Source organism: Dellaglioa sp. CoH-56-MRSF-12 (genome assembly GCF_056782075.1).
The window spans coordinates 96,068-108,861 of record NZ_JBXAYD010000004.1; the positions used below are offsets into that span (position 1 = coordinate 96,068).

General features: G+C 33.8%; 11 protein-coding genes and 1 other annotated feature. Of the genes, 4 read left to right on the forward strand and 7 right to left on the reverse strand.

From position 1 onward, the window contains the following. Positions 1 to 32: 32 nt before the first annotated feature. Positions 33 to 233 (reverse strand) — a binding site (T-box leader). Between the two features lie 37 nt (positions 234 to 270). From tpx to ezrA, 4 genes are all read right to left on the reverse strand, one after another. After that, positions 271 to 759, reverse strand: coding sequence for a thiol peroxidase (gene tpx / locus AC1RPY_RS05605; RefSeq protein ID WP_481761667.1), 489 nt, complete (start codon positions 757 to 759; stop codon positions 271 to 273). 115 nt (positions 760 to 874) lie between these two features. Continuing rightward, entirely contained in the window at positions 875 to 2,092 is a 1,218-nt protein-coding gene (thiI, locus tag AC1RPY_RS05610) for a tRNA uracil 4-sulfurtransferase ThiI (protein WP_409022345.1), read from the reverse strand. A gap of 15 nt (positions 2,093 to 2,107) precedes the next feature. After that, on the reverse strand, positions 2,108 to 3,259 hold the full coding sequence (locus AC1RPY_RS05615; RefSeq protein WP_481761666.1) for a cysteine desulfurase family protein: 1,152 nt from the start codon (positions 3,257 to 3,259) through the stop codon (positions 2,108 to 2,110). 149 nt (positions 3,260 to 3,408) lie between these two features. After that, complete coding sequence (gene ezrA, locus AC1RPY_RS05620) at positions 3,409 to 5,130, reverse strand: septation ring formation regulator EzrA (protein WP_481761665.1); 1,722 nt, start codon at positions 5,128 to 5,130, stop codon at positions 3,409 to 3,411. 391 nt (positions 5,131 to 5,521) lie between these two features. Between ezrA and rpsD the strand changes: the two genes are divergently transcribed. Further along, entirely contained in the window at positions 5,522 to 6,130 is a 609-nt protein-coding gene (rpsD, locus tag AC1RPY_RS05625) for a 30S ribosomal protein S4 (RefSeq protein WP_409022342.1), read from the forward strand. A 25-nt stretch (positions 6,131 to 6,155) separates the two neighbouring features. Here the strand turns inward: rpsD and AC1RPY_RS05630 are convergent, their stop codons facing one another. Further along, on the reverse strand, positions 6,156 to 6,773 hold the full coding sequence (locus AC1RPY_RS05630) for a DUF1054 family protein (RefSeq protein WP_481761664.1): 618 nt from the start codon (positions 6,771 to 6,773) through the stop codon (positions 6,156 to 6,158). Positions 6,774 to 6,841: 68 nt separating this feature from the next. Here AC1RPY_RS05630 and AC1RPY_RS05635 point away from each other — a divergent pair, with 68 nt between their 5' ends. Then, positions 6,842 to 7,288, forward strand: a complete 447-nt coding sequence (locus AC1RPY_RS05635; RefSeq protein ID WP_481761663.1) for a YueI family protein — start codon at positions 6,842 to 6,844, stop codon at positions 7,286 to 7,288. Positions 7,289 to 7,336: 48 nt separating this feature from the next. Here the strand turns inward: AC1RPY_RS05635 and gshAB are convergent, their stop codons facing one another. Continuing rightward, positions 7,337 to 9,595, reverse strand: a complete 2,259-nt coding sequence (gshAB, locus tag AC1RPY_RS05640; protein WP_481761662.1) for a bifunctional glutamate--cysteine ligase GshA/glutathione synthetase GshB — start codon at positions 9,593 to 9,595, stop codon at positions 7,337 to 7,339. 139 nt (positions 9,596 to 9,734) lie between these two features. On the opposite strand from gshAB, the gene AC1RPY_RS05645 reads away from it, so the two are divergent. Together AC1RPY_RS05645 and AC1RPY_RS05650 are read left to right on the forward strand one after the other, a co-directional pair. Next, entirely contained in the window at positions 9,735 to 11,006 is a 1,272-nt protein-coding gene (locus AC1RPY_RS05645; protein WP_481761661.1) for a replication-associated recombination protein A, read from the forward strand. A 692-nt stretch (positions 11,007 to 11,698) separates the two neighbouring features. Next, on the forward strand, positions 11,699 to 12,184 hold the full coding sequence (locus AC1RPY_RS05650) for a universal stress protein (RefSeq protein WP_409022337.1): 486 nt from the start codon (positions 11,699 to 11,701) through the stop codon (positions 12,182 to 12,184). Between the two features lie 34 nt (positions 12,185 to 12,218). On the opposite strand, the gene AC1RPY_RS05655 is transcribed toward AC1RPY_RS05650, so the two are convergent. After that, positions 12,219 to 12,776, reverse strand: a complete 558-nt coding sequence (locus tag AC1RPY_RS05655; RefSeq protein WP_481761660.1) for a DNA-3-methyladenine glycosylase I — start codon at positions 12,774 to 12,776, stop codon at positions 12,219 to 12,221. Positions 12,777 to 12,794 lie beyond the last annotated feature (18 nt).

The following is a 12,794-nucleotide window of genomic DNA, read 5'->3' on the forward strand; positions in this document are numbered from 1 at the left end:
TAAAAAAACACCGTCATCAAAAAACATTTCTGTTTTAGGACGACAGTGCCGTGGTACCACCTAAATTGGGTTTTAACCCCTCTTAATTACTTTTTAACGAACAATAATGTCCGGTTATTCCTACTTAATTTCAGAATAACGACTCCTGAGCTACCACCATAATGTCTAATTAAAATGTTTCAGCCTAGCATTTTATCTCTGAAATGACTGGTGTTCTCATTCTTTGTCTGTAGTCACATTTTAGCGTTTATTCTGAAAATCGTCAATATTTTATTTTTTTAATTCTTCAAGTAGTTTAGCGTAGTCTGGCTCATTTGAGATTTCCGTAACCAGTTCTTCATAAATAACATGTCCAGTTTCATCTAAAATGAAAACCATTCGAGCCATATGACCAAATTCCGGAACATCTAATCCAGTAACTTTCGCAAAATTCCCCTTATCTGCATGAAGCAATTGTAAATTGTTTACACCCTCAGCGGCACACCAATTTTTTTGATCTTCTTTTGAATCATCAGATACGGTAATAAATTCGATATCTCTAAAATTATCTGCTTCCATATTAAAACGTTTTGTTTCTATACTGCAAACACTTGTCGTAATACTTGGAACAACACTTAATACTAATTTTTTACCTGTACTTTTAGGTAATGTTACAACTTGATCATTTTCATCGTACGCATTAACTGTAGGAAAAACTTCCCCTACTTTTGGTGCTTCCCCAACTGTATCCATTTCACTACCATGACGAGTTACTTTCATAATTGACCACCCTTTCTTTATTTATCTCTATCTTACTCAATTACTGTTTAAGAAGCGACTTATTTGATTGGACAAAAAAAGATTAGACCGATTTGTCTAATCTTTTAAAGTGCTACTATAGTAATTCTGCGAATAATTCACTATTTTCATTTAAATATTCTTCGCCAACACGAATCTTGCTAACCTTGACACCTGCCAATGCACGTTCCATTAAGCCATCGATATCCAAACGAGCTTCAAATTCCCTTGAACGGTCTAAACGAGGCTTTGTTTTAGGTGCTGGTGGGGCAAAAATTGTACAACAATCTTCAAATGGTTTAATTGAAAGTTCAAATGTATCAATTTTTTTAGCAACATCAATAATTTCATTTTTATCCATTGAAACGACTGGTCGAATAATTGGCATTGTTGTAACGTCATTAATTGCAACCATGCTTTCAAGTGTTTGAGAAGCAACTTGGCCTAATGATTCTCCATTAAAGATTGCTAATCCACCACGTAATTCGGCAATTTTTTCAGTTAAACGTAACATGAAACGACGTGTTATGGTCATTAAATATGGTTCTGGTACATCATGTTTAATTTGCTCTTGAATCTCAGTAAAAGGAACTTCAATAAATTGAATCGTTCCAACATAAGGTGTCAATTTAACTGTTAGTTCTTTAGCCTTAGCTAAAGCTTGTTCACTTGTATATGGTGGACTGAAGAAATGAACCATCTCCATTGAAACACCACGTTTCATACCAAGGTACCCTGCAACAGGCGAATCAATTCCACCTGATAACATTAACATCCCTTTACCAGCAGTACCAACGGGTAAACCACCAGCACCCTGACGCGTTTCAGAAGATAAGAAAATCCCATTTGAACGAACTTCAACACGTAAAATAATATCAGGCTGTTTCATTTTAACAGTAATGCCAGGCACGTGATCTAAAATCCAGCCACCTAGTTCGTCATTCAACTCATTAGTATCTAATTCAAAATCATGATCAGAACGACGTGTGTTAACTTTAAATGTTGTCCCTTCAACAAATTGCTCACTAATCATTGCTACAGCTGTTTCTTTAACTAAATCCATATCTTGTTCAACGCGAATTGCAGGTGAAAAATTTTGAATCCCAAAAACCTGTGATAAACGTTGCATAACTAATTCGCTGTCGTCACCGTTTAAATTAATGTGCATCCGATCACGATTTGCTTTAACAACTAAATCATCAAAACCATGTAAACTATTTCGAACGTTTGTTCCTAGGCGATCAATAAAGTTCCTCTTATTTTTTCCTTTTGTTGATAGTTCGCCATAACGAACCATTATCTCTGTATATTGCATGTCGACATCCTCTCATTATTTAGAATTAATTTTTTCAAATTTATGATACAAAATATCAAAAATACGATTAAATTCTTTTGCTTCTTCTAGCGTATTATTTCCATCAAAACTGATTCGAACGGCTGATTTAGCAAGCGGTTCTGGCACATTCATTGCTAATAATGTGCCAGATGCTTGATTTTTCTTTGATGAACAAGCACTTGTAGTTGAAATATATATTCCTTCACTTTCAAATGCATGAACAATTGATTCGCCACGAACACCCTCAATTGCAAAACACAATATATGTGGCGCAAAATTTGATTGTAATTTTGAAAAAGTTGTAATCTTATCAAACTTACTAATATGGTTGAAAACTAATTCTTTAACAGCTTTTTGTTTCATCACCATCTTAGTTTCATCTGTTAATAATAATCGCAATGCTCTTGCCATGCTAGCAATTGCAGGTACATTTTCAGTTCCGCTACGTAAGTTATGTTCTTGTCCACCACCTGTAAGAAGTGGTTCAATGTGACGACCTCTTTTACTGTAAATAAACCCTACTCCACGTGGCGCATGAAATTTATGCCCAGAGAACGTTACAAAATCTACTCTGTCACTCATAAAAGCTTCTTGCACACCTTTACCAATGGCTTGAACAGCATCCACATGAAAATGAACTGTTGGATAATCTTTTAGTACGTCCCCAATTTCAACTAAAGGCTGAATGGTTCCAATTTCATTATTAACTGCCATAACTGAAACTAAAATAGTATCAGATCTCAAAGCAGCCTTTAAATCATCAATACTAATTCGCCCCTCATCATCAACTGGCAAATAGGTAACCTCAAAACCAAGCTGTTCCAGCTGAGCCATTGTATTCATAACAGCAGGATGCTCAACGGTTGTCGTAATTAAGTGCTTACCATGGTTCATTTTTGCCATAGCCGTTCCTTTAATTACCCAATTGTCACCTTCAGTTCCACTTCCAGTAAATAATATTTCATCTTCAAATACATTTAATAAGCTTGCGATCTGTTGGCGTGACTGCTCTAATAAATTATGAGCTATCTCACCTAAGTTATTTAGGCTAGATGGATTACCCCATACTTGGTCACTAACTTTATTATATGTATCTAAAACTTCGGGCGTTATTTTTGTTGTTGCGCTATTATCAAAATAAATCATTAGTTACCTTCTTTTCTGAAAAATACTTTTCTCATTATAATATACTTCGTACCAGATTGACACTTTTTATTCATCCCTGGTGTTTCTTTATAGAATATAAAAGTGGCGACTGAACAAATTAATGCCCTAGTCCCCACTTAATATAGTTACTATTCAATTTCAAAGCTGTCTTCCATATTATCATAATATTGTTTCTCTATTTTTTTATATGAACCAGGCTCTACTTTATCTAATGCAGTCGCAATTGTTTCCAAACTAGCTGCATAATTAAAATCATTATTAAATAATTGCTTTGCCTTTTCAAATGCAATTGCAATCTCTTCATTCGAATTTCTAAATCTATTCGCATATTGTAGTAAACTCTCAGATAACGATGCACTATCAATAAGATCGTGTGTCTTATCTTCTAAACTTTCAAGATCTGCTTCAATATCGATAATTTGTTTTGCAATTTTTTCAATGTTAATTCTTAATTTACCAATTGCTACTTCAACTTCTTCAATTTCATCACTAACAACATAGAAAAAATCTAAGTAATCATTAGGTAGTCCTGGAAGATTAACCTGTTCAACTTGTCTTTTAATTTGATGTAATTCAATATCAAATCTTTGAATTGTTGCGCTGGCCTTTTTTTCATTGCTACGTAAATCCTGAATACTAGCATCAATTTTTTGTTGTTCAGATTCAATTTTTTCTAACAACTTAGAGTTTTGTTCAACTCGCTCAGCCATCTCGCTATAAATTGCTTCACCAGAATCAATAACCGCTTTATCAGTATCATGTTGTGCATCAATGTCCCTAATTTGTTGATTTAATTTTTGCGCGTCTTCTAATTCATTATGACTTAATTCATAATTTTGACCCAATCTATCTAATTCAACTAAAAGCATTTGACTTTGTTTTTCAGCATGATCAATGAATTTACGATAACTTTCTTCTTGCTTTTCTATCTTATCTTTTGCGGCCAACTCTTTTTCCATAACATCATATAAATAATCAATTTGATTAGCCATGTCATTAACTGCAACAATTGTTGACGCTACTTCTAGGTTCTCTAATTTAAGTAATGTTTCGTCAACACGTGTTTGAATTTCGTCTATTTGTTTAGGGATGTCATCCCCCACTGGAAAATTATAATTTTCATCCGTTAATTTCATGTAACCAGATTGTAATTCAGCAAGTTGATCTGGAAATTCGTTCTTCAAACTTTTATATAGTGGTGGAATCTCATCAAGAATCTTTTCTAACGAAGTTGTATCTTCTCTTAACTTACTTAAAACTTTTTCAGCCGTATCATGATCTCCAGCACTCGTTAATGTTGAAAAACGGTCAAAATCATCTTCAAGACCAGTTAGTTTATCCTCAAGTTTATCGATACTAGGTCCATACGAAAAGTTCTTTGATAATAATGTTTTACGTAAATCCTGATATTTTTTTTCAAGTGAATCAACAGCTTGATGATTACTTTCATCACTTTCTTTCAACGACGTTAATGCTTTTTCAATCCCTTTAAGTGTTTTTTCACTTGAAATTAATTTTACTTCTATTTCTGCCGCTAATTGACGGTTAGAAAGAAATTGATATTTCGAGTTTGCTTCATATGCTTCATTAATTTGTGTCGAAATTTTAGGCAATTTTGCATTTTGCACTTCTTTAAAGTCTGATTGTAATGCTGAAAATGTTTTAAGACTTTCACCTGTTAACCCCAAATCCTTCGTTAACTGAAGCTGTTGTTCAACTTCAGAATGAGCAATAACCTTTACTTGATCACGAAATGTTTCGAATTTTTTTTCATTGCGTTTCTGAAGAAAAAACGCTGTTGCATAGATAATAATGGCTACTACTATTATTCCAACAAAAATCTGTGTCATATCCTAATCCCGCCTTTAGCTTACTAAAATTTATATTTACTTTTCACATTCAAATTTTATGCTTCTAATCATTATATCATAGACCTTTAAAGCGTTCACTAGCTTTTATCTATTATTTATAGAAATTAATGTTATTAATTATATACATTCTTTTTATTATGTAAACAAACGTGAAAACAAATTGACATTAGTTTAAAAAGACAGTATGATGAGTCTTGTGTAAAATAATGCAGCGGTGGACGGTAAGCTCGTCAACAGTTTGTTGCCCAATTGTCTTGGTTCAATTAGTACCCTTTCAGCTGCAAAGGTGAACATTGCAAAACAAACTGCACGAATACTAAGTTCACAAAGGATTATTTTACTCCAAAACAAATATTGGAGGAATTTATATATGTCACGTTATACTGGCCCAAGTTGGAAAGTTTCACGTCGATTAGGTCTTTCTTTAACAGGTACTGGTAAAGAATTAGCTCGTCGTCCTTATGCACCCGGTGATCATGGTCAAAACAATCGCCGTAAATTATCAGAATATGGTTTACAATTACGAGAAAAACAAAAACTTCGTATGATGTACGGTTTATCAGAACGTCAATTTGCTAACTTATTTATTAAAGCTGGTACAATTCGCGAAGGTAAACATGGTGTTAACTTCATGATCTTACTTGAAGGTCGTTTAGACAACGTTGTTTATCGTTTAGGTTTGGCTTCTACTCGTCGCCAAGCTCGTCAATTGGTAAACCATGGTCACATTACTGTTGATGGCAACCGCGTTGATATTCCTTCATACGCAGTTGAAATCGGTCAAGTAATCTCATTACGTGAAAAATCAAAGAGTTTACAAATTGTTAAAGACGCAATGGAAGCATTAGTTGGCCGTCCACAATTCGTACAATTTGATGCTGATAAATTAGAGGGTTCATTAACTCGTTTACCAGAACGTGAAGAACTTGAAGCAGATATCGACGAATCACTTATCGTTGAATACTACAACAAATTATAATTTCAAATTAAAAAACATCTCATTCTTAATGAGATGTTTTTTTTGTCCATATTTTATAGATTTCAATTAGTGGCAGTAATGTATTTTTCAAGTCGTTTAGTTGTTTATATTCATTTAAGCTAAAAAACTCATCTTCAATAGCTAAATTCTGTCCAATCAATAGTTCTTTAGTTTGTACACTACTCCACTTTTGACTATCAGTAAGTGTTATTGTGTTTGCTAAAGTACCCGTCTCTTTATTTGTATGATCCACTGACCACACGAAAGTATCTTCTAGTTTCTGAATCATTATTATTGATTCAGAAACGCCCTCTTCATACAAGCTTTTGTCTTTAATATCTGCTAATGCAGATAACCAGATAAATAACCGATCATCCCAATAACCAATTTCAAAATGTGGCATCATTTTATAGCCACGTTTATTCTCGCTAAAAGCCATCCAAGTATCAGGCGGTGGATTTTTTGATCTTCTAGCATGTTTTGCAATGTGCAAATACATTTTAATTCCTAATTGTTCTTCTAAAAAAGGTAGTAGTTCAGCTCCCACCTTTTCGAATTTGGGATCAATAATTGTCTTTATTTTTTTTAATCGTCCGTCTAATGTTTGATCTTTAAAAATTAAAAAATCATCTTTTATAAACATTTCGCTCTCTCCTTTTGTATCAAACATGGTATGCTAAATTCATAACTTACTGAAAGGTGGTCAACTCCATGACTGAAAATAACTTAGATCCACATCTTCAATCTGGCCTTTACGGAACACCTCAACTTCATCCCGATGAACAAAGAAAGTACTTAGGGACATTTAGAGAGCGGGTCAGCCTAGCAATGACTGTTGCTGAGGTAACAGCATCTAAAAATATGGCTGGATTTGAAAAAGAACTACTTGAACATCCCGACTATCATGTTCTACTTAATGGTACAATTGATCAGAATATATTAGCCCCATACATCACCTTAACGCATAAGCATGATGTTAAATTTACATTAACATCAAATAATGATACTCCTGATGGGGTTGAAATTATGGGGCTAGTTGTCGCTTCTGAAAAAAATGCGATTAATGAATCTGTTATTGATATTAATGAAAAATATCCAATTATACAAGTTGAAACGCCAGAAAAGAAAAAATCATTTTTTGAAAATTTATTCGATTAGCATAAAAACTTAAACTAACACTTTTATATTAAGTGTAGTTTAAGTTTTTTATTTGGTTTCTAAAATCTTTACTATTTCATTAGCAATAGGCTGGTTATCTCCAAAATTAGGAAACGAATTTATCGATAAATCAGGAGCCGTTTCAATTGAAAGAACGGTTAAAGCATCCCTATGTCTATAGTCATATGCTATATACAAGTTAGGAATAACCACATCAACTGCCCCCATCGTCATTTTTAAACGTTTTGCATAACCTTCAATTAACGCTATATATGATTCGTCCATTTGATTGCTAACTTCATTTTGATTTGCACCCGAATAAAAATTACTATCATATCTAATGATTGCTTCAGACCCTCTTGAAATAACAGTTGATTCAGTAATACCTTGTGATGCTATTGTTTGATGTTCAACTTCTGACAATTTAAGCGGATACCATGGACCTTGACTAGTACGTTCTACTTGTGCATTTTTTATTGTAATTAACTGTGCCAACGTCTTTCGTCCATCGCCAACTACACTAACTGGTAATCTTTCAACAATACCCTTTACATGGCCACCTACAATCATAAATCGATAGACTGACCCAACAGTAATTTCTTCAATTAAAACTTGTGTATCAATTGATAAGATACGTTTAACGGCTTCTTTATACTCGCTTAACGTCGGAGCCACTCGAAATACATGTGTTGCTTGACTGCTCTTTATGAATCTTGGCTTAATAACTAATGCTTTGTTGACTACATCTGCATAATAGTTCATAGCTTCATCTAAAGTGTGTACATTAATACTACTAGGAACTTTAATATCAAGGTTGCCCAATATTTTTTTAGTTGTTTGCTTGTCATATGCAATTTTGTTTAAAACACTGGTATCTAAATCAGAAATTACCCCATTTTGCAGAAGATGTCCGTTCACCCGTATGACGTCCAAATCACTGTCAACAAGATCAAAATAAGACCCTCTTTTTATCAACGCTGCTAAAATAAGCTGCGTATTTTTCGAGTAACAGTTAAAGCCAATCAATGAACTTAACTGTGACTGATACTTTATCTTATTAGATTTTGCTTGTTCCATTGCAAAATCAGCCAACGATTTATTAATATCTTCATCAACTATCCTTGCACTCAGACTCAATTCAGGTCGTTCAAATTGTAATTTAAATTGAACTAATGTATCCTCTAAATTTTTATCTAGATAAAAATTATCATTAAATAAAATTAATTCGTTCAGCAGTTTTATTGCAGCATTTTTAACAATCGAGGTTGTTTTAGGGTCTTCTATTGCCACCTCATTTTTTAATTGTTTCGCTTTAAATATAATATCATCAACTTCATTTTCTGCCATATCTGGCGTCATTAGAAAGTAAGCCGCTAATAATTGAATAAACTTAATTGTGTCACCTTGAATACCAACACGAGAAAATGGATCAACATCAAATCCACGGAGTTCAATATAATTAACACCAGATGAAATTAATGTATCTTCCTTTTTAGTAGCTGATTTAAATTGTACATCTCCATAATATTCAGAAAATGATAACAATTTACCATTCTGGACCATCTTATTAAGTGACGTAACGTATGAGTTAATTGATCGATAAGAAGCTTGAACTGAACTATCAATATTGGTATAGCCAAATTCACTGTTTCTAACACTTCTAACCGGATGACAAGCATTATAATTAGTACTTTCAACAATTGGTGTTGCTCCAAACAAGTAAGTTGTAAGCCAACTCTTTTCCATAAATTTGCGTCCAATTTTTAAATAGACGTAATTATGAAATTCTATATAAGAATTAAAATAACTATGAAACTCAGAATCAAATAAAATCTGAATTACTTTTTCTGGAAAGCTAAAATTAAGATGTACAGACGTAAAAAGTTGACGTTTTTTTCCATACTTTTCTGCTAATTTATTTCGGTATATAAATCCTAATTCATCTGGATGCGCTATTCTTACTTTAGATTCATCCACTGGTAATTTAGGAATTGAACTCAATGGCCATAACTGTTCATCACTATCCAATTCTTGTGTTGCGACTTGTTGAATGGCATCTAGATAGTTAATAACATTATCAGCCCCCTCAATTGGTGGCGTGATAAATTCCATTTGTGATTCGCCAAAATCTGTTTTTATATAAGGATGTTTAAATCTATCTCCTAATGATTCAGGATGATCAGTTGAACTCAGCACTCCCGTATTCTTCACTCTTTGAGTTTCTCGCTCTAATCCTATCAACGATTTTCTAAGTAGAGGTGCGAGCTTTTCTTCCTGAATTTGTAATCCGATTGCATCTAGTTTCATATCATTGTGCCTCCTCATTTGTCTATTACATTGTACCAAATATTTGAATTAATCCTTCATATTTGCAATCCATTGTGCCAATTAAATTTATGCAATATGCTATACTATTCTTTAGTAATCAACGTGAAAGGAGCCACATATGTTACAACCACTTGCATTCAGAATGCGACCAACTAAAATTGAAGAAGTCGTTGGCCAACAACACCTTGTTGGTCCAGGTAAAATTATCAAACGAATGGTCGAAGCAAAACTGCTTTCATCTATGATTTTATACGGACCACCTGGCACTGGTAAAACGAGTATCGCCAGTGCTATTGCCGGATCAACTCAGTATGCATTTCGTAAATTAAATGCTGCAACTGATTCTAAGAAAGACCTTGAAATCGTAGCTGAAGAAGCAAAAATGAGCGGTACTGTTATTTTACTTTTAGATGAAATCCATCGATTAACGAAACCTAAACAAGACTTCTTATTACCCCACTTAGAAAGTGGCCAAATTATTTTAATCGGTGCAACAACAGAAAATCCTTACATTACCATCAATCCAGCTATTAGAAGTCGAACACAAATCTTTGAAGTTAAACCTTTAGACGAAAATGATATTGAAACTGCACTTGATCGTGCACTAGTAGATAAAAATATTGGTCTCGGAAATCTTAATATTAATTTAGAAGCTAATGCACGGTTACACTTAGCGCGAGCAACCAACGGAGATTTACGTAGTTCTTTGAATGCACTTGAACTAGCTGCTAAGTCAACCCCACCTGATAGTTCAGGTGTCATTACCTTATCACTATCAGTCATAGAAGAGTGTCTACAAAGAAAAGCATTAACCCATGATAAAGATGGCGATGCTCACTATGATGTTATTTCTGCTTTTCAAAAATCAGTAAGAGGTTCCGATGTTAACGCGGCTTTACATTACTTAGGACGTTTAATTCTTGCTGGTGATTTACCTACAATTGCAAGGCGTTTAATCACAATGGCATACGAAGATGTCGGATTAAGTAGCCCTGCAGCATGTGCTAGAACCTTAACTGCTGTACAGGCGGCAGAAAAAATTGGCTTTCCAGAGGCTAAAATACCTCTGTCTAACGCAGTAATTGATCTCTGCCTCTCACCCAAATCAGACTCGGCAAATGTTGCCATAAATAATGCAATTGCTGATATTGAAAAAGGTGGTTTTGGAGATATTCCTGCTCATTTAAAAGATTCACATTACAAAGGTGCTGCAGATTTAGGTCATGGTATTGGTTATAAATTTCCACATAACTATCCAAATGATTGGGTTGCCCAACAATATCTTCCAGATAAATTGAAAGATGCTAATTATTATGAGCCTAAAGCAAACGGGCGTTATGAACAAGGACTTAAAGAACAATATAGTAAATTACATCCATCAAAAAGATGATTTGTTGCCGCTTACATCATAATTGTTGCACCTTTTAAAAGTCTGTGCTATATTAAAGATGAAGTTCTGAAGTGTACGCGTTATCTTATTAGAATGTTGACCGAACAAATAATTATACCTAGGCGTCAACTTGATAGGCTAGCTAATTTCAAGCCTTTTCACTTGGTAGTTAGAGGCTAGTACAGTCGATGCCACCTGCTTCACTGCGGGCTCAACTCACGAAGATGATTAACGGCACTACGCGGATATTCCAAAGCTTTTGCTTTGATGGTCTGGGCAAACTATGTTTGCTCAGACTTTTTTTATTAAGAATAAAGGAGTCTTTAAATGTTAATTCGGATACTTTTAGCCGTTCTTTCACTCTTACTCTTGACTATCGGCTATTACTTATTCTCACATCGCAACAAAAATTTTATGATATTTAAACCTGAGTCAAACCAGGTGCTAAGCTCAATACTACTTGTCTTTGGGTTAATTATCTGTATTGAAAGCTTAGTTGGCTTAATTTCAGTAATCATTTTTATACCCATATTTTGTGGGATACTAGTTACTCTAGCCTGCCTTACGGTTGGTGCTTTAACAATTATTTTATCTTTTTTTATGCATTAATCTAACTTTGTAACCGTTTTTACTTCTATTTTCATTCGTTTTGTCGTAAAATAGAGGTATATAAAAGAAAGAGGTGGCCGACCATGTTACAACAATATAAAAATATTTTAGTTCCTGTAGATGGTTCTGATGAAGCAAAATTAGCATTCGAAAAAGCAGTACAAGTAGCTTTAAGAAATGGCGAAGATTCTACACTTCATCTTTTGCATGTTATTGACACTAGAGCATTCCAAAATATCTCAAGTTTTGATACGTCAATGGTTGAACAAGTTAGTGATACAGCAAAAGAGACATTGAATAAGTATATTGCACAAGCAAAAGCAGCTGGTCTTAAGAATGTTGACTACTCAATTGAGTATGGTTCTCCAAAAGTAGTTATTGCTAAAAATGTTCCTATTAATTTAGATATTGATTTAATTGTGATCGGCGCTACTGGATTGAATGCAGTCGAACGATTATTAATTGGTTCAGTTACAGAATACGTAACTCGAGTTGCTGTTTCTGATGTCTTAGTTGTTCGAACAGATTTAAATAACACACCTGCTCTTAAAAATAATCTTAAAAAATAAAAAAAGAAATTAGCCATAATTGGTTAATTTCTTTTTATTTTGTCTTGAATTTACATAAAGTAATATGGTCATCTACCATACCCATACTTTGCATCAATGAATAAATAATTTTAGGACCAACAAACTTAAACCCTAATTTCTTCAATTCTTTAGATAACTTTTTTGAAATGTCGGTTTCAGCTGGAACATCCTCTGCATGTCGCCAGAGATTATTAATTGGTTTATTTGCTACAAATTCCCATAAAAATGAATCAAATGATTGCCCATCTTGGTTCATTCTTATGATCGCCTGTGCATTCGCGATAATAGCGATAATTTTTTGCTTATTTCGAATAATATCTGCATTTTCCATTAGTTCCGCAATTTTATCTTCATCAAATTGACTAACTTTGTAAATTGAAAAATTTTCAAAAGCGTGATTAAAATGATTACGTTTATTTAAAACGGTCTTCCAGCTCAACCCTGCTTGCATTAATTCTAAACTCAATAATCTGAATAGTTGTTGATCGCCATAAAGCGGCTTTCCCCATTCTTCATCATGATAATCTTGCATTAACTGATTACCCGATTGGGCCCATGGGCATCTTTCCATATTCTATTCTCTCCTTCA